20 protein-coding genes are annotated in these 21,608 nt (G+C 49.6%); 19 read left to right on the forward strand and 1 reads right to left on the reverse strand.

Features of this window, described 5'->3' with window-relative positions; all coding sequences use genetic code 11:
• Nucleotides 1-83: 83 nt before the first annotated feature.
• Nucleotides 84-881, reverse strand: a complete 798-nt coding sequence (locus AB1L17_RS13570) for a DUF3298 and DUF4163 domain-containing protein (protein WP_412845372.1) — start codon at nucleotides 879-881, stop codon at nucleotides 84-86.
• Between the two features lie 231 nt (nucleotides 882-1,112).
• Here AB1L17_RS13570 and AB1L17_RS13575 point away from each other — a divergent pair, with 231 nt between their 5' ends.
• The 19 genes from AB1L17_RS13575 (at nucleotide 1,113) to AB1L17_RS13665 (ending at nucleotide 21,569) form a co-directional block, all read left to right on the forward strand.
• Nucleotides 1,113-2,192, forward strand: a complete 1,080-nt coding sequence (locus AB1L17_RS13575) for an L-threonylcarbamoyladenylate synthase (RefSeq protein ID WP_412845373.1) — start codon at nucleotides 1,113-1,115, stop codon at nucleotides 2,190-2,192.
• 56 nt (nucleotides 2,193-2,248) lie between these two features.
• Nucleotides 2,249-2,809, forward strand: a complete 561-nt coding sequence (locus AB1L17_RS13580; protein ID WP_412845374.1) for a manganese efflux pump MntP — start codon at nucleotides 2,249-2,251, stop codon at nucleotides 2,807-2,809.
• Between the two features lie 33 nt (nucleotides 2,810-2,842).
• Nucleotides 2,843-3,313, forward strand: a complete 471-nt coding sequence (locus AB1L17_RS13585; RefSeq protein WP_412845375.1) for a low molecular weight protein arginine phosphatase — start codon at nucleotides 2,843-2,845, stop codon at nucleotides 3,311-3,313.
• A gap of 139 nt (nucleotides 3,314-3,452) precedes the next feature.
• Entirely contained in the window at nucleotides 3,453-3,908 is a 456-nt protein-coding gene (gene rpiB, locus AB1L17_RS13590) for a ribose 5-phosphate isomerase B (protein ID WP_007725502.1), read from the forward strand.
• Nucleotides 3,909-4,478, forward strand: a complete 570-nt coding sequence (locus AB1L17_RS13595) for a TIGR01440 family protein (RefSeq protein ID WP_412845376.1) — start codon at nucleotides 3,909-3,911, stop codon at nucleotides 4,476-4,478.
• A 55-nt stretch (nucleotides 4,479-4,533) separates the two neighbouring features.
• Entirely contained in the window at nucleotides 4,534-5,784 is a 1,251-nt protein-coding gene (glyA, locus tag AB1L17_RS13600) for a serine hydroxymethyltransferase (RefSeq protein WP_412845377.1), read from the forward strand.
• A gap of 181 nt (nucleotides 5,785-5,965) precedes the next feature.
• Nucleotides 5,966-6,595, forward strand: coding sequence for a uracil phosphoribosyltransferase (gene upp, locus AB1L17_RS13605; protein ID WP_412845378.1), 630 nt, complete (start codon nucleotides 5,966-5,968; stop codon nucleotides 6,593-6,595).
• A gap of 18 nt (nucleotides 6,596-6,613) precedes the next feature.
• On the forward strand, nucleotides 6,614-7,762 hold the full coding sequence (gene wecB / locus AB1L17_RS13610; protein WP_412845379.1) for a non-hydrolyzing UDP-N-acetylglucosamine 2-epimerase: 1,149 nt from the start codon (nucleotides 6,614-6,616) through the stop codon (nucleotides 7,760-7,762).
• A 222-nt stretch (nucleotides 7,763-7,984) separates the two neighbouring features.
• The gene (locus tag AB1L17_RS13615) at nucleotides 7,985-11,146 is read left to right on the forward strand and encodes a phosphodiester glycosidase family protein (protein ID WP_412845380.1); all 3,162 of its coding nucleotides are present in this window, start codon (nucleotides 7,985-7,987) and stop codon (nucleotides 11,144-11,146) included.
• 421 nt (nucleotides 11,147-11,567) lie between these two features.
• The gene (bioA, locus tag AB1L17_RS13620; RefSeq protein WP_412845381.1) at nucleotides 11,568-12,947 is read left to right on the forward strand and encodes an adenosylmethionine--8-amino-7-oxononanoate transaminase; all 1,380 of its coding nucleotides are present in this window, start codon (nucleotides 11,568-11,570) and stop codon (nucleotides 12,945-12,947) included.
• A 5-nt stretch (nucleotides 12,948-12,952) separates the two neighbouring features.
• The gene (gene bioD / locus AB1L17_RS13625; RefSeq protein WP_412845382.1) at nucleotides 12,953-13,669 is read left to right on the forward strand and encodes a dethiobiotin synthase; all 717 of its coding nucleotides are present in this window, start codon (nucleotides 12,953-12,955) and stop codon (nucleotides 13,667-13,669) included.
• A gap of 23 nt (nucleotides 13,670-13,692) precedes the next feature.
• Nucleotides 13,693-14,688, forward strand: coding sequence for a biotin synthase BioB (gene bioB / locus AB1L17_RS13630; protein ID WP_412845383.1), 996 nt, complete (start codon nucleotides 13,693-13,695; stop codon nucleotides 14,686-14,688).
• A gap of 13 nt (nucleotides 14,689-14,701) precedes the next feature.
• A complete protein-coding gene (gene bioF, locus AB1L17_RS13635; RefSeq protein ID WP_412845384.1) occupies nucleotides 14,702-15,895 on the forward strand; it encodes an 8-amino-7-oxononanoate synthase in 1,194 nt (397 codons plus the stop codon).
• Nucleotide 15,896: 1 nt separating this feature from the next.
• A complete protein-coding gene (locus AB1L17_RS13640; RefSeq protein ID WP_412845385.1) occupies nucleotides 15,897-16,637 on the forward strand; it encodes an alpha/beta fold hydrolase in 741 nt (246 codons plus the stop codon).
• The gene (gene bioC, locus AB1L17_RS13645) at nucleotides 16,603-17,421 is read left to right on the forward strand and encodes a malonyl-ACP O-methyltransferase BioC (protein ID WP_412845386.1); all 819 of its coding nucleotides are present in this window, start codon (nucleotides 16,603-16,605) and stop codon (nucleotides 17,419-17,421) included. Before AB1L17_RS13640 ends, bioC begins: the two co-directional genes overlap by 35 nt.
• Before the next feature lie 98 nt (nucleotides 17,422-17,519).
• Entirely contained in the window at nucleotides 17,520-19,508 is a 1,989-nt protein-coding gene (locus tag AB1L17_RS13650) for an ABC transporter substrate-binding protein (protein ID WP_412845387.1), read from the forward strand.
• A 149-nt stretch (nucleotides 19,509-19,657) separates the two neighbouring features.
• On the forward strand, nucleotides 19,658-20,848 hold the full coding sequence (locus AB1L17_RS13655; protein WP_412845388.1) for an acetyl-CoA C-acetyltransferase: 1,191 nt from the start codon (nucleotides 19,658-19,660) through the stop codon (nucleotides 20,846-20,848).
• 165 nt (nucleotides 20,849-21,013) lie between these two features.
• Nucleotides 21,014-21,187 (forward strand): AtpZ/AtpI family protein, encoded by a 174-nt coding sequence (locus AB1L17_RS13660; RefSeq protein WP_307724157.1) that lies wholly within the window; start codon nucleotides 21,014-21,016, stop codon nucleotides 21,185-21,187.
• Between the two features lie 13 nt (nucleotides 21,188-21,200).
• A complete protein-coding gene (locus tag AB1L17_RS13665) occupies nucleotides 21,201-21,569 on the forward strand; it encodes an ATP synthase subunit I (protein WP_412845389.1) in 369 nt (122 codons plus the stop codon).
• Nucleotides 21,570-21,608: the final 39 nt, after the last annotated feature.

The following is a 21,608-nucleotide window of genomic DNA, read 5'->3' on the forward strand; positions in this document are numbered from 1 at the left end:
GATGAACCGCCGTATACCGAACGGTACGTACGGTGGTGTGAGAGGACGGGGGTTAGTCACCCCCTCCTACTCGATTGCGATGATTACTTTTTGAACAAAGCCTCACGAATCTCAGGCTTTAACAGACCTTGGTAACGATGAGCAGGAATCGTGAACGCTGGCATACCTGCTGCATACGGGGCAATTTCGTATTGGCCAAAATGAATGACCAGGTTGCCGTCTTTAAAGGAGAAGCCTTGGTCTTCACTGATGCTGTCGAAGTCGAAATAAGGATTGAAGCCGTCTGGTGAAGTTTGTTCCTTCATTTGCTGTTTAATGATTTGATTGAGAATCGTACGGTAATCATAGCCAGGCTGGAACAGATCAGCCAGCTTCAGCTGTTTCGCTTTGGCCTGATTATCGATCGTGTAATACGTAACATCTGTCATGCCATGTGCTCCACCTGTGTAAATGTAGGTTTGCACAGAGAATGAAACGAGCTTGCCAGCATTGTGCACGTCATAGGAGATGTCGAGCGCATGAGGGCGTGGCTCCCATCCGTATTTTTTCGCGTCTGCCGCGTCTTCTTTGCCGGATTTTTGTCCTTCCGCCAAGCCTGTTTGCGCTTCTTTAAGCAGCGTAGCGTTCAACTGTGCTTCAAATGCTTTATCCTTCATCCCGCTAATGACTGGGATGGATACTTTACCTTGAAATTCCTTCGTATCGACCGTAATGGTTTTTGGTGTGAACACGACACCATTTGCTTGTGGCTTTGGCGCTTGTACAGCAGACTTTGTGGAGGTTGCAGGTGAAGCAGGTGCTGCAAATGCTGGGGCTGCGACGGCTGTTAACAATACAGCTGTACCGAGCAGGCTAGAAGCAATGGATTTAAAAGATGACATATCATTCACGGTCCTTTCAATAAAGGGAAAGTTGTTGTTTTTGTTTTCGTGTTCATTCTACTACAAGGCAATGACGGATGAAGTTAAAAAAAGGTAACAATGTTCTCTTTTCCACGCTGTTCAGAAAAGTTATTCACAAGTTACCCACAGCCTGTTGAAAACTTTTAGGTGCACATCTATACTTAAGGCACTCCTTACAAAGAAACGAGCTAGAGAAAGGATTTTTTAACGATGGAAATGAATTTTGTGACAAAAGTCTGGTCTGTGGATAACGATGTGGAAAATCAGCATAGTTGTGCACAGATTGTGGATGCAGCCCGTTTACTTCGAGAAGGGGCAGTTGTCGCGTTTCCTACCGAGACGGTTTACGGATTAGGTGCGAATGCATTGGCGAACGAAGCAGTGGGAAAAATATTTACAGCAAAAGGCAGGCCCAGCGATAATCCGCTGATTGTACATATTGGAGCGTGGGACCAGTTGTCCACGGTAGCAAGTGAAGTTCCGGAGAAAGGGAAAAAGCTGATGGAGGCATTTTGGCCAGGTCCCTTGACGGTGATTTTGCCAAAAACGGATCAGGTAGCTTCGTTGGTAACAGCAGGGCTGGATTCAGTCGGGGTTCGCATGCCAGATCATCCGATAGCCTTGGCTCTGATCAAGGAAGCGGGAGTACCGATTGCTGCACCAAGTGCCAATCGCTCAGGGCGTCCGAGTCCAACGACGGCGACGCATGTATTGACTGACTTGGATGGCAGAGTGGCAGGTGTGGTCGATGGTGGGGCAACAGGTGTCGGTGTAGAGTCGACAGTCATAGATGTCACGCAGGACCCGCCAATGATTCTGCGCCCAGGAGGCATCACACGCGAGCAGATGGAACCAGTGATTGGCTATGTAGAGCTGGACCCCTCTTTTCAAGTAGGAGCTGCCGAGGCGCCTCGCTCTCCCGGGATGAAATATACACATTACGCTCCGGAAGGGGAAATGTGGTTGGTGTCTGGGGATCGTGAAAAGGCTCGCGAAAGAATGGAAGACATGCTGCAGCAAGCGAAACAGCACGGTCAAAAAACCGGCGTGCTGGCAACGAAAGAAACGGCACCCTATTGGCACAGTCGCCCTGAGGCAGATGTCGTTCTCATTGTTGGATCACAAGAGGATCTGGAAGAGGTTGCCCAACAGCTATATGCTGTGCTTCGTGAATTCGACGATCAAGAGGTACAGTACATTGTAGGTGAGACCTTCCCACGTGATGGGCTGGGCATGGCTGTAATGAACCGTTTGGAAAAGGCTGCTGGAGGCCGTGTCTTGTCCGTGTAAACATGTCCTAAACTCCCCCTTGTCCGCATAAGGTGAAGAGACGGGAGGGGAGCTATTTGGACCAGGTGTTATTCCAATGGGGGCAATTTTTGACGTTGCTCATTATTGCTTTCGCCTTAAGCATGGATGCCTTTTCGTTGGGGATTGGCGTAGGTATGGTTGGAATTCGGTTACGAGAGATTGTAAAAGTAAGTATCACCATCGGACTGTTTCATATTATGATGCCTATAATCGGGATTGTGGTTGGGGCATATTTGTCCGATTTGGTTGGAGATATAGCCGTGTTTATAGGCGGCGGAGTCCTCATGATCATCGGTTTGCATATGCTATGGAATGGATTCGTACAAGGGGATCAAAAAAGTGTATTGAAAACAAATGGATTCGGGCTATTGGTCTTCGCGTTAAGTGTAAGTCTGGATGCTTTCACCGTCGGTTTTTCTTTTGGCTTGATTGAGGTCAACAGAATTTTGGCTATTTCCCTTTTCGGCGTGATGGGTGCTACGATGACCTACTTCGGGCTATTGCTAGGCAGGAGTGTAGGAGGGTGGCTCGGGGATTATAGTGAATTGGTAGGCGGACTTATTTTGTTTGGTTTTGGGTTAAAATTTATGATATAACCGGACTGATAAATAGGCTAGGAGGAGCGATACGTGAAACGGATACTTTTCGTTTGTACGGGAAATACGTGCCGAAGCCCAATGGCTGAAGCGATGTTCCGTGCGAAGACAGACGGGCAGGGATTTGAAATACGCTCGGCTGGAGTCGCGGCATTTGCCGGTCAGGCAGCCTCCTTGCACGCCAGACAAGTATTGGAAGAGCGAGGAATCGCCCACGACCATCAGTCAAGCAAGGTGGACGATGGGTTAATTGAATGGTCAGATGTCATTTTGACGATGACGCACGGGCACAAGCGCGCGATCTTGACGTATTTCCCCTCGGCAGCTGAAAAGGTGCATACCTTGCAAGAATTCGTAGGAATAGAAGGCTATAGTGATATTGCTGATCCGTACGGGGGTTCACTGATGGATTATCGCAGGTGTGCTGAAGAAATTGAAGAGGCGCTGGATAGGCTCACGACTACACTCAAGGAATCGGGCCTTCGTAAATCAGTGGATGAATAAGGTGCTGGTGGATAGCCAGGGCCTTGTTTTTCATGAGAGTACGAACGTTTTTTAGTAATCTGATAAAAATGTTCACTTTTTACTTATTGTTTTTTGATGTATACTATACGAAGATTATGAGACAAGCGAGGGATGACAGATGAAAGTAGCACTTGCTGCTGATCATGGTGGATATAAGCTAAAAGAGGAGATCAAGACTCTGTTGGCCTCCATGAACATCCAGACAGAAGACTTCGGTTGCACCTGCGAGGAATCGGTTGATTATCCCGATTATGCTTTGCCAGTAGCGGAAAAGGTGGCAGCAGGGGAGTTTGATCGAGGCATTCTCGTTTGCGGAACAGGTATCGGCATGTCGATCGCAGCCAACAAGGTTCCCGGCATTCGCTGTGCGCTCGTGCATGATACGTTTTCTGCGCGTGCTACCCGTGAGCATAACAACACCAATGTTTTGGCGATGGGCGAGCGCGTAATTGGACCAGGTCTTGCGCTTGATATCGTGAAAATTTGGTTGGAAACAGAGTTTCAAGGTGGTCGCCACGAACGTCGCGTGGAAAAGATTTCCCAAATTGAAGCGAAGCATGCGGGAGTGAAGTAAGTGGATTTATCCGCTATCGAAAAACAAGTCAGTGAAATTGTCGCAGAAGTAGCTGATCTGGCAGAGCTTAAGACTGGACAAGTCATGGTGATTGGTTGCAGTACCAGCGAAGTGCTCGGGGAGCATATCGGGAAGGCTGGCAGCCAAGACGTGGCTCAGGCCATTTATCGTGGTATCCAATCCGTTTCGAGGCAGCGTGGCTTTGCTGTCGCCTTTCAATGTTGTGAACATTTGAACAGGGCGTTAGTAGTCGAGCGCGATGTTGCATGGCGATACGGACTGGAAGAGGTCTCGGTCATTCCCGTTCCGACAGCTGGAGGGTCGATGGCCGCGCATGCATTTACAAAGTTTATCGATGCAGTCGTTGTGGAAGAAATCCGTGCGCATGCAGGAATTGATATCGGCCATACGCTAATCGGTATGCATTTGAAGCATGTGGCAGTACCGGTACGTCCGACACAGCGTCTCGTTGGACAAGCCCATGTAACGGCTGCACGCACTCGCCCCAAGCTGATTGGCGGGCCACGGGCGGTTTATGAGAAGTCGGCACCGAATGAAAGCTGTACCTAAAAGAGACAGTTAAAAAAGTCTATTGATCACGAACTTTTAAGGAGGAGAAACTATCATGCTAGATTTTTTGCGTAAACAAGACCCGCAAGTATTGGAAGGCATTCAACTGGAGCTCGGAAGACAACGCGACAAGATTGAGCTGATTGCATCTGAGAACTTCGTAAGCCGCGCAGTTATGGAAGCAATGGGCACCGTTTTGACGAACAAATACGCAGAAGGATATCCAGGCCGCCGCTATTACGGTGGTTGCGAGTATGTGGATATCGTGGAAAACATCGCCCGCGATCGCGTGAAAGAAATTTTCGGCGCGGAGCATGCGAACGTACAACCACACTCCGGTGCACAAGCGAACATGGCTGTATACTTCACGATTCTTCAGCCAGGCGATACAGTACTTGGGATGAACCTGTCCCACGGCGGTCACTTGACGCATGGTAGCGCAGTTAACTTCTCCGGTACTCTGTACAACTTCGTTGATTACGGAGTAGATGAGCAATCTCATCTGATCAACTATGAAGATGTTCGTGCAAAAGCATTGGAGCACAAGCCAAAGCTGATTGTTGCTGGTGCGAGTGCCTATCCGCGTACAATTGATTTTGCCAAGTTCCGTGAGATCGCGGATGAAGTGGGCGCATACTTCATGGTCGACATGGCGCATATCGCTGGTCTGGTTGCGGCAGGTCTGCATCCAAACCCGGTACCACACGCGCATTTCGTTACTTCTACGACGCACAAGACTTTGCGTGGACCTCGTGGCGGTTTGATTTTGTGCAAAGAAGAATTCGCAAAAGCGATCGACAAATCCGTGTTCCCAGGCGTTCAAGGTGGTCCGTTGATGCACATCATCGCGGCAAAAGCAGTTGCCTTCGGCGAAAACCTGCAACCGGATTTCAAAGATTACGCAGAGCGCATCATCAAGAATGCACGTGCATTTGCTGAGGCACTGACGGCAGAAGGCTTGACACTTGTTTCCGGCGGCACAGACAACCACCTCGTATTGGTTGATGTGAGCAAAATCGGCCTGACAGGTAAAGTAGCTGAGCATCTGTTGGACGAAGTAAGCATTACTACCAACAAAAATACCATTCCTTACGATACACAAAGCCCGTTCGTAACAAGCGGTGTGCGCATGGGTACGCCAGCAGTAACAAGCCGTGGCTTTGATGAGGAAGCGATGAAAGAAGTAGCAGCTATTATCGCTCTGACACTGAAAAACCCAGAGGATGCTGCGAAGCACGAGGAAGCACGCCAACGTGTGGCAGCTTTGTGCCAACGTTTCCCGATGTACGAAGGCTTGAATATCTAAGCAATGCAACGAGAAGCAGACCCAGTGGATACTTTCCCCTACGGGTCTGCTTTTTTTCGACTTTCGAGCGGCCAGCAAGCATCGAGGATGCGGAAAAGTACGAAGATTAGGCAAATTGACTGTGCCAATCTCACCAGCTATTATAGAAAGGATGCATTGATAGGGAAACGGAGGAAATAACATGAGCCGTGTATATGTGTTTGACCATCCGCTGATTCAGCATAAAGTTACGTATATTCGTGACAAGAATACAGGGACCAAGGAATTTCGCGAACTGGTAGATGAAGTGACCACACTGATGGGCTACGAGATTACCCGTGATATGCCGCTGGAGGTAACCACCATCGAAACACCAGTGGCTACCTGTCAGTCAAATGTGATTGCCGGTAAAAAAGTAGGGCTGGTACCGATTCTGCGCGCTGGTCTTGGTATGGTGGATGGGCTGATGAGGCTGATCCCTGCTGCCAAAGTAGGACACGTAGGTCTTTACCGTGATCCGGAAACCCTGCAGCCTGTTGAGTACTATGTGAAGCTGCCATCCGATGTTGCTGAGCGTGAGTTGATTGTGACTGACCCGATGCTGGCGACTGGTGGTTCTGCTGTTGCAGCTCTCACCGCTCTGAAAAAGCGCGGAGCAAAAAACCTGAAGCTGATGTGCCTCATCGCAGCACCAGAAGGCATCAAGCTGGTTCAGGACGAGCATCCTGATGTAGATATTTACGTAGCGGCTGTTGATGAATATTTAAACGACCATGGATACATCGTGCCAGGCTTGGGCGATGCGGGTGACCGCTTGTACGGCACGAAGTAGTCGGAGAGGGAAAAACGGATGAAAACTGTAAAAGTAATGACGGTATTCGGCACACGTCCGGAAGCGATCAAAATGGCACCACTTGTCCATGAATTGAACAAGCACAGCGAACAGATCGAATCAGTGGTTTGCGTGACAGCCCAACATCGTCAAATGCTCGATCAGGTTTTGGACATTTTTGATATTACGCCAGACATTGACTTGAACATCATGAAGGATCGCCAAACGCTGGTGGGTGTGACCACTCGCGCACTGGAAAGCCTTGATGAAGCGATCAAGGATGTAAAACCGGACATTGTCCTCGTGCACGGAGATACGACGACGACTTTTGTTGCCAGTCTGGCTGCTTTTTATAACCAGGTAGCGATCGGACACGTGGAAGCGGGTCTGCGCACATGGGACAAGTACTCGCCGTTCCCGGAAGAGATGAACCGTCAGTTGACAGGTGTAATGGCTGACCTCCACTTCTCTCCGACCGATGGATCGGCAGACAATCTGCGTCGCGAAGCAAAACCGGATAAGAGCATCTACGTAACAGGAAATACAGCGATTGATGCGCTGAAAACAACGGTTCGTGAGGATTACACGCATCCGGTGCTTGACCGCGTGGCAGATCATAAGCTGGTGCTGATGACGGCCCATCGTCGCGAAAATTTGGGCGAGCCGATGCGCCGCATTTTCCGTGCGGTGAGAAGACTGGTGGACGAGCATCCTGAGATTGCGGTTGTGTATCCGGTTCACTTGAATCCTGCCGTTCAAGAAGTGGCGCAGGAGATTCTCGGAAACCATGATCGCATCGCGTTGATCGAACCACTAGATGCTCTTGATTTCCACAACTTCGCTCGTCGTGCCCACCTCATCCTGACCGATTCTGGCGGGGTGCAGGAGGAAGCGCCGTCTCTTGGCGTACCAGTCCTGGTTCTGCGCGATACGACAGAACGTCCTGAGGGAATTGAAGCAGGTACGTTGAAGCTCGTGGGAACTGACGAAGAGCAAGTTTATGCAATGGCAAAAGAACTGCTGACCAACCAAGCGGCTTACGATGAAATGGCACACGCTGTCAATCCATACGGAGATGGAGAGGCTTCCCGACGTATCGTGGAAGCGATCCTCTATCATTTTGGTTTGCGAGATCAGCAACCAGAGCCTTTCCAACCAGGTCAGTAACATACAGCAAGGAAGACCCGCCAGGTACCGTTCGTCAAAACCGGGCGGGTTTCTTGTTGGTACAGGGAAATTTTGGTTCCGAAGACTGATGATTTGGTATGTTTTTCTAATAGAGAATCTAAAGAATTGGCGAAACTATCCATGGTCTCGTAGCGTCTAATGTTTAGTTACTTACATAGTGGTAAAAGACAGAGTTTTGGAATAGGGAGAGGAGTAATCAACATGAGAGCGCAAAGGATAGTGACGCTGCTCACGGCCACGACCATGGCCTGGGGAGCTTTTGTTCCGTTTGTGCCGTTTGCGACGAATGTCGCACACGCCAGAGCGGAAACCAGTGCATTGAATATGATGTGGCAAACCCCGATTGGTGAGGGGACCACTTTACAAAAATATACGAAATCATTTGCTAATCAAGTAGTCACGATCATGGTGACCAAGGTTGATCTGAATAATCCGTATGTTGAGGTCAAGCCTGTATACGGCACGCAAGGCAAGCTGACAGATAAACAGACGGTTACACAGATGGCGCGTGAAACGGGTGCCGTAGCTGCCATTAACGCTGACTTTTTTAACATGAAGAAGCGGGGAGCTCCATTCGGCATTGTCATGAAGGATGATCAACTCATTTCTTCCATGGGCTTGGTCTCCTACTGGTATGCTCTGGGCTTGACGGGAGACAAGATGGCCATCGTCGACAAGTTTGGCTTTGGCGGGAAGGTTACTGCTCCCAATGGTGCGACCTATTCGATTCAGGGAGTCAACAAGGAAGAGTACAACCCGAGTGACGGAAGAAAAAGTCACCAGAACCAGTTAAACGTCTATACTCCTACCTTCGGCAATACTAGCTTGGGTGCTATTCCGGGCTACAAGGATGTCGTCGAGATTCTGTTTGTAGACAACGTAGCCAAGGAAGTTCGTGTGAATCAACCGGGCGTATTCATACCATACAACGGCTATGTTCTTTGGGGACATGGAGCAGCAGGAGCATTTCTCAAGCAAAATTTCCCGGTAGGTGCTACTGCGACGGTTGAGTACCAAACGACACCGCAGACACTCGACTTAAACCATGCCGTGGGGGGCAATGTACTTTTAGTCGATCAAGGGAAAGCGTTGGCGTCCTTTCCAGCGGACAAGTCCATCACGAACAAGACGGCGCGCACAGCGGTCGGTGTTTCCCAGGACGGGAAGACCTTGTACATGGTCACAATCGATGCGAGTCAAGGTGTTTATTTGGACGAGCTGGCAAAAATCATGGCGGAGCTCGGCTCTTATCGGGCTGTAAACTTTGACGGTGGCGGCTCTACGACCATGGCAGCACGCATGCTGGGTGAGACACACGCGAATCTGGCGAATAAGCCGAGCGGTGGTGCTGAGCGTCGAGTGCCTACTGGACTGGCCGTATACAATACTGCACCTCCTGGAGAATTGAAAGGCTTCCAAATCGATGTACCGGCAGATGTGCTCATCGGACAAACCATTCCACTCAGCGCATCCAAAGGCTATGACGTTCATTACCAGCCGTACGCGATCAATGCTGGTAATGTGACTTGGGATGCTAGTCAGTCTGAAGCGGGAACGGTAGATGGCAAGCACTTCACACCAGCTCGTTCCGGCAAGATCACATTGACAGCGACATTGGGCAATGTGACGCAAAATAAAGACATTCAAGTCATTTCCGGCAATGACGTTGCGCAAATCGTCGTTTCCCCGAATCCGATTACGATTGCACCGGGACAATCCCTGACTCTCGATATCAAAATCAAAACGAAGAAGGGTTCTACCGTACAAGCGACGCCACTTAGCGTAAAAGCGAGTATCGATTCTTCTGTAGCAACCATCAACGACAATCTGCAACTGGTAGCAGGCAATGAGCCGGGCACCGGAAACCTGACGATTACGTATGATGGCGTGGCGACAACCGTACCATTTGCAGTCGGACAATTTGAACAGCCATGGCTCACCTTCGACAATCAGGTTGGCATGTACCATGCGGCAAATCCATCCAGCATCAGCTCGGCTGGTTCGTTCGCACTCGTCTCCGATCAGACATTCCGCACGAAAAAGGCAGCGAAGCTGGTGTACAATTTCTCTGGAGCCCCAGCGAGTAACATGCGCATTTCGTACGGCGTTCTGGGAGCTGCGCCAGTTACCATTCCAGGCAAGCCTCTAGGATTGGGCTTGTGGGTCAATGGTGACAACAGCGGACATTGGCTGCGTGCAGAAGTAGTGGATGCAAACGGCAAGCCAGTCTATGTCGATCTGGCAAAAGAAATCGATTGGACGGGCTGGAAGCAGGTCAAAGGCTACTTCCCGAGCAACGTTGCGTATCCAGTGAAGTTGAAGAGTGTGTATGTCGTTGACCAAGCCAATGATGGCATTACACAAGACAAAGGAACACTGTACCTCGATGAATTCTCGCTCCTCTTGGGCAACCAGGCAGGTCAACCGAGTGATGCAGCGGTTGTACCTGAACTGCCAGGCAGCATGTCACTCGGAACAGAGCTCGATCTCCACTATTCCTTTGCCAATACAGCATCCTTCTTGGATACTGCGCTGATCGATGTGGAGTCAATCGTGACCCAGCCGATGCCAGGTTACGTCCCTGCTGATTATTCGTTTACCATTAAGCCGGGTGAGCTGAAAGCAGGACAAGAAGATGCGATGTCTACTTCGTCGATTCAGTTGACCTTGGCACCGAAGCAGTGGCTTGCTGGAAAAGGTGTCGGACTCTTGTACGTAAACGAAGTGAACAATACATTAGATCCACTTCTGGGAACTGTGAATGCACAAGGACAGTGGGTATATGATGTCAACAGCTACGGCAAGTACATTCCATACTACTTGGACAATGCAGGAACGAGCGCTGGATTTACGGATATCGCGAAGCATCCAGCCAAGGCAGAAATCACATATATGGCGGAAAAGGGCTACGTGAAGGGCTTGACGGAGACGACGTTCGGTCCAGAGGTTTCCCTGACAAGAGCACAGTTCGTCACCTTACTTGCACGTACGTTTAATTGGGAGCTCCCATCCTCGCCGAAGCTGAACTTTAAGGACAAGGTGCCTTCCTATGCGCAAGGTGCGGTACAAGTGGCTGTTTCCAAAGGCTTGGTGAAGGGGTACGATGATAAAACCTTCCGTCCGGATAAGCCGGTGACCCGCGCAGAGGCGGCAGTCATTCTTGATCGACTGGTGAAGAAAAAGGGAGCGACGAAAAAGGTCTCTGATAAAGGAACCTGGCCATCCTGGGCATCTACCTCCATCAACAACATGGTCGGTCTTGGCTTGATTGATCCAATCGGTGGAAATTATCAACCGAACAAGCCGACGACGCGAGCGGTATGTGTCGTAGCGCTTTATCGCATCCTGCATCAAGATAAATAAGAATATCAGTATGAAAGGTCAAGCTTCTCTAACCAAGAGGAGCTTGGCCTTTTTCTGTCTATAACAATTTACAAAGGCGGTATCGATGAACTGAGAAAGCTGGTGAGCAGAAAAAGCACAGGGCTCGCAGACCTTGACAACGCCTACCCAGTCGGAACTTCAAAAAGGGGACCACGCTTGTCGAACACTTCTTCCTTGAGAAACTTCCGCCCGTAGGGTGGCTTTGGCTCGATGGTCCCCTTTTTGAAGTGGAGACGGACAGTCAATCCCCTATGCTGGCGTGTCAGAGTCGTAGAGAACTGTGCTTTTTCTTCTCCTCCACAATGTTGACTCAAACAAAAGGTCTTTCTAATTTTTCCAAGTCGAGAAAAAAGCTTTGCCAAAATAGGTTAACCATTTTAAAATAACGGTTAACAAATATATGTTAACCAAGGTTGTGATTTGGTTGTTAAATAATTTTGAAGAGCTCTCCGCGAAAAACAAGCAATACGTATGGCATCCCTTCACCCAGATGAAAGACTACGTCGCACAGGAGCCGCTGATTATTGCGAGAGGAGAAGGGATCAAGCTGTTTGATGTGAACGGCAAGGCTTACTACGACGGGTTTTCCTCCGTATGGTTGAATGTCCATGGCCACAACGTTCCTGAACTGAATCAGGCGATCACGGAACAGCTCGACCAGATTGCCCATTCTACCTTGCTCGGTATGGCAAATGTGCCGTCTATCCTCTTGGCTGAAAAGCTGATTCACCTCGCTCCAACAGGTCTGGGCAAAGTCTTTTACTCTGACAACGGGGCTACAGCCGTTGAAATCTCGTTGAAAATGGCGTTCCAATACTGGCAAAATCGCGGACAGACTGGAAAGCATTCGTTTATCACGATGAACAATGCTTATCACGGAGATACGATCGGAGCGACCAGTGTTGGTGCGATTCCCCTCTACCATCAAGTCTACAAACCACTGCTCTTTTCTCCCCATGTCATTCCATATCCGTACCCATACAGGCAAGGAGGGGAAGAAGAAGCGGTAAAAGCCACGTTGAGCAGTCTGGAAAGCTTGCTGAAGGATCGGGCACATGGGATTGCGGCGATGATCGTTGAGCCCGTCGTGCAGGGAGCAAGCGGCATGATTATCATGCCGGACGGTTGCTTGAAAAAGATTGCGGAGCTATTGCGCGCTCATGATGTCTTGCTGATCGCAGACGAAGTAGCGACAGGCTTTGGGCGTACAGGAAAAATGTTCGCTTGTGAGCATGACGGGGTCGTGCCAGACATAATGGCGGTTGCCAAAGGGCTTACGGGAGGGTATTTGCCTGTAGCTGCTACCTTGGTGACGGAGCAGATATATGATGCCTTTTACGCCGACTACGAAGAACAAAAAACCTTTTTCCACGGACATTCGTTCACGGGAAATCCACTTGGCTGTGCAGTTGCTCTCGCCAATCTGCGGCTGATGGAGGAGCGAGGACTGGTAGAACAGGTGGCACGAAAAGCGATCGATCTGGATCAATTGCTACAGCCACTTCGCGACCTGCCTCATGTAGGGGATATCCGGCAAAAAGGCTTGATGGCGGGAATCGAGCTGGTTTGTGATAAACAGACCAAGGAGCCTTATCACTGGAATGAGCGAATCGGGGTGCGTGTCTGTCAGGTAGCGAGAGAAAAAGGACTCCTGACACGACCATTAGGTAATGTCATCGTCTTCATCCCACCGCTCGTATCGACAATCGAAGAGTTGGCGGACATGGTTCGGATTTTGACGGAATCCATTCGGGAGGTAACGACAGGTGAAGGGGAGTGAGGGGCATGTGTAAGCGTCCTTTTTCCGGATTGTTCGTCGCTGGAACAGATACAGGAGTAGGCAAAACGATTGTGACTGCCGGAATCGCATCCGTGCTACGTAAGACGGGGGTGGACATAGGGGTGTGGAAGCCAGTCCAGTCAGGTGCACGAGCACATGATGAGGACAGTGACGCTAGACACTTGAGATCGTGGAGCGGAGTGCCTGATTTGTGTGAGGAGATAGCCCCGCTCTGTTTTGAGGCACCGCTTACCCCTCTTCTGGCTGCTGAAGCGGAGGGGAAAAGCTTGACCATGGAAGAAGTAATCGCTTGCGGGCGCCCCCTGATGGAACGTTATCCGGCTCTCCTTGTCGAAGGAGCAGGTGGTCTGATTGTGCCATTGACTCCAACCGAGACGATGGCAGATCTGGCTGTCCGTCTGAATCTGCCCATGCTCATCGTGGCTCGGGCTGGGCTCGGCACGATTAACCATACACTCTTGTCCGTTTGGTATGCACGGGAACTCGGGATCGAGGTTGTAGGTGTCATCCTGAATCAAAGCAACTCAGCTGGTGTCACCGATGAGAGTGTCAAAACAAACGCGAGCATGATCGAGAGCTATGGGGGAGTTCCCGTATGGGGCGTACTTCCATGGATTAACCAACCGTTAGAGCGCCAGCAGTTGACACAGCTGATCCAAGAATGTGTAGACATCGGACAGCTGTGTCAGTGGAGCCATTAATCATAAAAAGAGGAGACGAGAAAATGGAGCAAAGCACCTGTCTGGATTGGAAGGGATACGCTCATAAAGCGATCAACAAAGTAGAGTTTACGCAGGAAGAGGCAATGAAGGTTTTGCAAGCGCCAGATGATGAGCTGCTGGTGTTAATGAACGAAGCTTTTCGTGTCAGAAAGCATTTCTTCGGCAAAAAGGTCAAGCTGAACATGATCATCAACGCCAAGAGCGGCCTATGCCCGGAGGATTGCGGTTACTGCTCACAGTCGATTGTTTCGAATGCTCCCGTAGCCAAATACACGCTGCTGGACAAGGAGACATTGCTCGCAGGTGCACGAGAAGCGATGAATCGAAGGGCAGGTACATACTGTATTGTCGCTTCAGGACGCGGCCCAACTGAAAAAGAGCTGGGGCAGGTCATAGAGGCAGTCAAAGAAATCCGTGAGACGATGCCTTTGAAAATATGCGCTTGCTTGGGGATCTTAAGCGACGAGCAGGCAACCCGCCTGAAAGATTCAGGTGTTCACCGCTACAACCATAATCTCAATACGAGTCGCAATCATTACGAAGCGATTACAACCACACATTCGTACGATCAACGCGTACAGACGGTGGATACTGTAAAAAAAGCAGGGATGTCACCATGCGCAGGTGTGATCATCGGCATGGGGGAGAGCGATGAGGAAATTGTTGAGATGGCATTTGCCCTGCGCACTCTCGATGCAGATTCCATTCCAATCAATTTCTTGAACGCGATTCCAGGAACTCCTTTGGCGGATAAAGGACGAACTCCAGCACTCAAGGCTCTTCGTGTTCTGGCTTTGTTCCGATTCATATGCCCTGACAAAGAAATTCGCGTTGCAGGTGGTCGCGAAGTCAATTTGCGCACCTTGCAGCCACTCGCCTTGTACGCGGCCAACTCGTTGTTCGTTGGCGACTATTTGACGACACCTGGGCAGGAAATCACGACAGATCACCAGATGATTGAAGACCTCGGGTTTGAAATCGAGCTGTGTGCACTGTAGCAGTGGGCCTTCCATGAAAAAAAGATACGCATGGTTGGAAGAAGAATACGATTTGTTGAGAAGGCAATCGTTGACGAGAGAGTGGAGCACCGTAGAGTCAGCTAGTGATCGCGCAGGAACGTGGATTCACGTCGCAGGCAAACGACTCTTAAACCTGTCATCGAACAATTATTTAGGCTTGGCACACGATCAACGAATCATAGAAGCTGGAAAGAAGGCGGCGCAGGAGTGGGGGGCAGGAGGAACTGCCTCTCGTCTCGTCCATGGCAACTACGCGTTGTACGATGAGCTGGAACAGCAATTGGCTACGTGGAAACAAAGAGAAGGTGCACTTGTATTTGCAAACGGCTATCAGGCAAATACGGGGGTGATCGCAGCACTTGCCGGAAGAGGTGATGCGGTGTTTAGTGATCGGTTGAATCACGCCAGCATCGTCGATGGGATTGTTCTCAGCCGGGCGGAGCATTTTCGATACAGACATAACGATATGGAGCATCTGGAATTTTTGCTGAAAAAGCATCCGGATATAAGACGGAAGTGGATTGTCACGGACAGCATTTTTTCCATGGACGGAGATAAAGCATCCCTTCTTGAATTGGTACAACTGCGAGATCGCTATGATGCCATGCTGATGGTTGACGAAGCGCATGCAGGGGGAGTGCGTGGAGAAGAAGGGCAAGGCTTGTGTCACGAGCTGGGAATCACCGGACAAGTAGATGTTTTGATGGGAACCTTCAGCAAGGCATTCGGTGTTTATGGCGCATACGTGTGCGCAGATGAGATCATCATTCGTTATCTGATGACAAAAGCGCGCTCGTTAGTCTATTCGACAGCGCTGCCGCCTGCTGTGATTGGTTCGAATCTGGCAGCTTTGTCTTTGGTTCAAACAGAGACTTGGAGAAAAAGAGCTGTGAAGCAGAACGCAAGCTTGTTTCGCCAGCTGCTTCGTTCACGCGGCTTTACCGTAGACGACGAAGATACACCGATCATCCCGCTCACAATCGGAGAGAATGAACGGACATTGCAATTTAGCAATAGGCTTAGGCAGCGAGGAATTGCAGCAGTGGCGATTCGACCACCAACAGTGCCAGCAGGAACAGCGCGTATCCGATTTACGGTGATGGCTACCCATACACGTGAAGAGCTGGAATGGGCTTGCGAGCAAGTGAGCGTCATCAGGGACGAGCTACAGAGGGAGGGACGATAACGTGAGAAAAGCAATGCTGTGGCTAACAGGATGGGGAATGTCAGAATGCAGTTGGCATGCGGTTCGCTCGCAATTCCCTGCCTATCAGCACATCACGCCCCATTATTCGGACGTCACTGATTCCTTGCAATTTTACGAGAGGGTAGAGGCGGAAGTCCGCTCTCTTTCTGCTCAGGAACTCATTGTTGTGGGGTGGTCCATGGGCGGAATGCTCGGGATACGCCTCGCTTCTCAGTACCCAGTCTCGGGGCTTGTGCTAATCGGCACGACAGCTCGCTTTACCCATGAACAGCAGGACCTTCACAGAGGATGGCATCCTGCTGTTTTGCGACGGATGAAAAAACAGCTTTCAATAGCCCGTGAGCGGGTGATGGATTCATTTGTAGAACAGATGCTTACGCCAAAAGAGCGCGAGCAAATCGGCCAGCTTGTTGGGCTGGACTGTCAACAGTGGAGTCTTTCGGCATTGCTCGCGGGCTTGACGTATTTAGAGGAAGAGGATTGTCGACCACTCCTGTCTTCCCTGTCTTGTCCGACCCTCGTTATCCATGGAACCGAGGATGCTATCTGTCCCCTCGCAGCCGGCGAAGAACTGGCGAGTAGCCTTGCAGGTGCCCATTTCGTGCCAATTCCTGACTGTGGTCATGCCCCGCATGTATTTGTCCCTGTTGTCGTAGGAGATTCGCTAAAAAGGATGGTGGAGCAGCTTGCAGAAGAGAGCAATCAGCAACCGATTCAGTGAAAAGGCAGCGTCATACGAAAAATACGCACTCGTCCAAAAGAAAATGGCCGAACAGTTGAGTCAAATGGTTACCGAGAAAACAAGCTTGTGCAAGGTGTATAACATCGTAGAGATAGGCTGTGGAACAGGGGGGCTAACCCGTACCATTCGCAAGCATTTTCCTGATGCCCATTACGAGGTCGTAGAGATCGCTTCAGGCATGCTGGAGCAGGCAAAGAAAAATCTGTGGAAGCACGGTCTGGCTTGCTCGTTTTTTCAAGCAGATGCTGAGGAATGGGTCTGGGAACAACAGGAGAAATCCAAAGACTTGATTGTATCTGGGGCATGCTTTCAGTGGTTTGCCAAACCAGAGAAAACACTGGAAGGATTGGGGAGCATCCTGAAGCCCGGAGCCCCTTTGTTTTTTTCGACTTTTGGACCAGATACATTTTGGGAGCTGCATGATTCGTTTGCGAATGCTCATTTGATTTTGGGTGAGAAGGGAGTACGTCATGGTTTGGAATTTCTCTCTGCGCGTCATTGGTGCGAGCTGTTGGAGCAAGCGGGGTTTACCGATTTAGAGGTGATCAGGAAATATGAGCGGCTTACTTATCCGGGAGTATGGGAATTCTTGCATGCCGTAAAGGCTGTGGGGGCCAGTGCTAGCATGGAGCAGGCCAACGGTCTTGGACGCAGAAAGCTGCTCGCAGAAATGGCTCGCTATTATGAGCAGACGTACAAAAGAGAAGCGGGTATCCCGGTGACCTACGAGGTAATATATGTTCGTGCTGTTCGATCAGCATAGTGTGCAATCTTTTGATTTTTCTATAGAAATGAGAATGGTTATCAAATAGAATGAAAAGAGAAAGATGGGAGGGTTAACAAGGAGTTGAGCGCGGGACAATGAACGTGGATGATCATATTTTATTATGGAATCAGGCTAGCATAAGACTACACGATGTGCGGCATATCGTCATGCAGGCAGGGGAGCAGCTGCGATCCTATCAATTGCCGGCAAGTGCCTTTCTTTTTACAGTCAGAGGCAGTGGTCTGCTTCGTCTTGATGGAAACGTGCATACCATCAAGAATTGCTATATATCTCATGCTGGTAAAGGAACATACGTGGATATTGAGGAAGTGCAGGATGAGCTGGAGTACTTTCTAATTTTGTACAAGGCTCATTTGCCGTTGCCCAGCAGGCAGGAGCTCCTTCGTTTACTGGAGAAAACACAGCCTTTTCACATCCAATACGGTTTTACTCCGATGCATCAAGCGAATGTATTTGTCGCCATATCTCGTATGCAACAAGCATGGAATCACAACGGCAACTTAGACAAGCTACGTGCCAAAGCCCTTCTCTATCAACTCGTATGCGAGCTAATGACGCAGATGCAGTCCCAAGGAATCGGTGCTACCGTTCCGAATCTGGTCGTTCAGGCCGTCCGTTTTATCGAGGAGCATTACGCAGAGGCATTCACACTCGATGATCTTGCTACGCTCCTGAACTGCAGCTCTCGATCTCTGCAACGTACATTCAAAGCCCAGCTAGCAATTGGTCCTATCGATTATTTGATTCAAGTACGCATTCAAAAAGCTCAGGAGCTGCTGCGTCAAACGAATGTTGGTCTAAAAGAAGTAGCGGAGGCAGTAGGTTATGCAGACAGCTATTATTTCAGTCGTATTTTCAAAAAACATACAGGTATCTCTCCGTCTTCTTTTAAAGAAAACCCTCTGACAGCAGAACAGCGTCGTCAAAGTCCATTATTCTTGTCGCGATATTCCATTGCTGGCAGAAAGCTGTGGAAATATAATGATCACATTGAAAATGAAAATCAAAATCATTTGCGATCAAGAGATGGGGGAGCCGTACAGATGTATAAGAGTACAAAAGCGATGCTGGCGCTGAACCTGATGTTGAGCCTTACCTTGCTGCTCGGAGCCTGCTCAGGCGGCGGTACGAATACTAGCAATTCGGGGAGCACAGCAACAGGCGCTTCGAATCAGGTAGCGACGCAGTCGAATACAGCACAATCCAGCGCGAATCAAGAAGTGAAGAAAAGCGAGACGCGTACAATCAAGCACATGAAAGGCGAGTTGACGCTTGATTTTAAACCAGTCAAAATCGCTGTACTGGATACGCAATACGCAGATCAAATGCTGGCCTTGGGGGAGCTGCCCGCAGCCAGTGTCATTACAACCGGGGATGGCACGAAGTTTCCGGAGTATCTCATGGACAAGCTAAAGGATGTCCAGGTACTCGGAACAAGGGATGAGCCGAATTCCGAAGCGATTGTGGCGATGGAGCCTGACTTGATTATTTGCACGGAGTTCCAGGATAAAATCTATGATAATTTGTCCAAAATAGCTCCAACCATCATGTTTGATCGAAACGAAGACTGGCGGGAGACACTGCTGACGTTCGGGAAAATTCTCGAAAAAGAAAAAGAAGCGGAGCAAATTGTAAAGGACTACCAGGACAAAACGAACAAATTGAAAGCGGAACTTGCAACAAAGCTCAAGGGTGAGACCGTCGCACTTATTCGTCCTCGTGACAATGCCATTCGACTGCACACAGTTGAACACCGTACGGCCGCAATCTTGTATACCGATTTGGGCCTGACTCCTCCTAAGCCAGCCATGGACAAATCAGATACAGCCACGATGATTTCTCTGGAGGTCATGCCAGAGGTAAATGCTGATCACTTATTTGTCGTAACGGACAAAGCCAATCAAGCATTGACGGACGAGTACAAAAACAGCGCTATTTGGAAAGGGCTAAAAGCCGTCAAGGAAAATAAGGTGTACGAGGTAAATACCACCGTGTGGATCGCCTACTACGGCCCGATTGCTATTAACAATATCGTCGACGAGATTGCAGAATCACTACTATAAATCCAACAGACCGTCACCCTCTTCTCCCAAGAGCCGTGACGGTTTTTTCTTGAACAGGAAAAGAAAGCGATTTCTCGGCAGGAATTAACATGAAAAGATGGAATCTTAAGAAGGTTGCCTATCCTGTGAATTCGAGGGGTGTGTGGAAGATGAGTCAAAAAGAAATCGTCATTGCGAGTGCTGTGCGCACTGCTATAGGTAGCTTTCAAGGAACGCTTGCAGGTGTCAGCGCGACAAAGCTGGGCGGGATCGTACTGGAAGCTGCTCTTGCGCGTGCAGGTGTTTCCAAGGAAGCGGTCGATGAAGTGATTATGGGGAACGTACTGTCAGCAGGCTTGGGTCAAAACCCGGCGCGCCAGGCTTCTATTCACGCGGGCCTTGCTCATGAAGTTCCAGCCCTGACAATCAACAAGGTTTGTGGTTCCGGTCTGAAAGCCGTTCATCTGGCTGTTCAGTCGATCCTTGCAGATGAGGCGGAGGTAGTCTTGGCTGGCGGTATGGAAAATATGAGCCAGGCACCATACTTAATGGAAGGAGCGCGTTCAGGCTACCGTATGGGAGATCAGAAAGTCGTGGACTCCATGATTCGCGACGGACTGTGGTGTGCATTCAACGACTACCACATGGGCATCACAGCGGAGAATCTCTGCTCCAAATACGAAATCGGACGCGATGAGCAGGATGAATTCTCGGCGTGGAGCCAGGAAAAAGCTCAGCAAGCGCTCGCCAGCGGTCGTTTTCAAGAAGAAATTGTGCCAGTTCCGATCCCGCAGCGCAAGGGAGATCCGGTGCTGTTTGCCGTAGACGAATTCCCGCGTGCTGGCGTAACAGCCGAAGCACTAGGCAAGCTGAAGCCTGCATTTAAAAAGGATGGAACCGTAACGGCTGGGAATGCATCCGGCATCAACGACGGAGCAGCTGCTCTCTTGATCATGACCCGCGAAAAGGCGGAAGAGCTGGGTGTAAAACCACTCGCCCGTATCATAGCAAATGCAAGTGCAGGTGTTGATCCGAGCATTATGGGGTACGGTCCTGTTCCCGCGACCAAACGTGTACTGGAAAAAGCGGGGCTGTCGATTGGTGACATCGATTTGATCGAAGCGAACGAAGCTTTTGCTGTCCAATCGCTGTCTGTTGGCAAAGCACTTGGCTTTGAGCGCGAGAAGCTGAATGTCAACGGCGGAGCCATTGCATTGGGGCATCCAATCGGTGCGAGTGGCGCGAGAATTTTGGTTACGCTCGTGCATGAATTGCAAAAGCGTGAAGGGGCAAAATATGGGTTAGCTACCCTTTGCATCGGTGGTGGACAAGGGGTCTCGACAATTGTCGAGAAAATTTAAATTTTAAATTGTGAACGCTTTGTGTACACAGAAACGCTTGCGTTGACAAAGGGAATAAATCTTCGTTAATATGGATGAGGGCATTTGGAAATTGTGTGCCCTCTCCTTATGTGAAAGGAGAAGGATAAACTGGCGAAACTTGACAATCCATGGCGAGCACTTGGTTTGGTCAGCGTACTTGGTCTTGACTTTGCCATTTGTGTGGTTGCCGGTTTTATGATCGGCAGATACGCGGATCGCCTACTAGCGACTGATCCTTGGTTCTTGCTTATCGGCTTGATTACAGGGATTGCTGTTGGTGTATACACTGTCTATCGACTCATTCGCCCGTATCTTTAGGGGGTGACGAACGATGGAAGCGTTTGCTTTAGCAATGCGAAGGACTTTTCGCTATTCTTTTTGGTGTTTGGCATTGTTTGTAATCTTATTGGTTTTATTGCCTGATCACAAAGTTTTCTTACAGAGTTTGTTACTCGGAACCGTGGCAGGAATTATTAATACCATCGTTCTGGCTGGCAAGGTCTGGGTCGTAGGGCAAATAGCAGATAACCCTGATGTAAGACCAAAAGGAACAGGGACGATGCTCCGGTTCATGATCGCCGGCCTTTCAGCGTATCTTACCTTTCTTTTTCCTCACATTTTCACGTTATCTGGGGTCCTGCTTGGGTTGTTCTTGATCCAAGGGATCGGCTTTCTACTCGTATACCGCAATTTCAAATAGATTTGGTACAGCTTTGCTTAACATGAAATGAATCAACAG

It is taken from the genome of Brevibacillus jepli (assembly GCF_047229145.1).
Lineage (GTDB): Bacteria > Bacillota > Bacilli > Brevibacillales > Brevibacillaceae > Brevibacillus.

Bases quoted from the DNA above. Each gene is read 5' to 3' on its own strand.
- AB1L17_RS13570 (WP_412845372.1), bottom strand. From the start codon at position 881: ATGTCATCTTTTAAATCCATTGCTTCTAGCCTGCTCGGTACAGCTGTA.
- AB1L17_RS13575 (WP_412845373.1), top strand. From the start codon at position 1,113: ATGGAAATGAATTTTGTGACAAAAGTCTGGTCTGTGGATAACGATGTG.
- rpiB (WP_007725502.1), top strand. From the start codon at position 3,453: ATGAAAGTAGCACTTGCTGCTGATCATGGTGGATATAAGCTAAAAGAG.
- glyA (WP_412845377.1), top strand. From the start codon at position 4,534: ATGCTAGATTTTTTGCGTAAACAAGACCCGCAAGTATTGGAAGGCATT.
- upp (WP_412845378.1), top strand. From the start codon at position 5,966: ATGAGCCGTGTATATGTGTTTGACCATCCGCTGATTCAGCATAAAGTT.
- wecB (WP_412845379.1), top strand. From the start codon at position 6,614: ATGAAAACTGTAAAAGTAATGACGGTATTCGGCACACGTCCGGAAGCG.
- AB1L17_RS13615 (WP_412845380.1), top strand. From the start codon at position 7,985: ATGAGAGCGCAAAGGATAGTGACGCTGCTCACGGCCACGACCATGGCC.
- bioA (WP_412845381.1), top strand. From the start codon at position 11,568: ATGTTAACCAAGGTTGTGATTTGGTTGTTAAATAATTTTGAAGAGCTC.
- bioD (WP_412845382.1), top strand. From the start codon at position 12,953: ATGTGTAAGCGTCCTTTTTCCGGATTGTTCGTCGCTGGAACAGATACA.
- bioB (WP_412845383.1), top strand. From the start codon at position 13,693: ATGGAGCAAAGCACCTGTCTGGATTGGAAGGGATACGCTCATAAAGCG.
- bioF (WP_412845384.1), top strand. From the start codon at position 14,702: ATGAAAAAAAGATACGCATGGTTGGAAGAAGAATACGATTTGTTGAGA.
- AB1L17_RS13650 (WP_412845387.1), top strand. From the start codon at position 17,520: ATGAACGTGGATGATCATATTTTATTATGGAATCAGGCTAGCATAAGA.
- AB1L17_RS13655 (WP_412845388.1), top strand. From the start codon at position 19,658: ATGAGTCAAAAAGAAATCGTCATTGCGAGTGCTGTGCGCACTGCTATA.
- AB1L17_RS13665 (WP_412845389.1), top strand. From the start codon at position 21,201: ATGGAAGCGTTTGCTTTAGCAATGCGAAGGACTTTTCGCTATTCTTTT.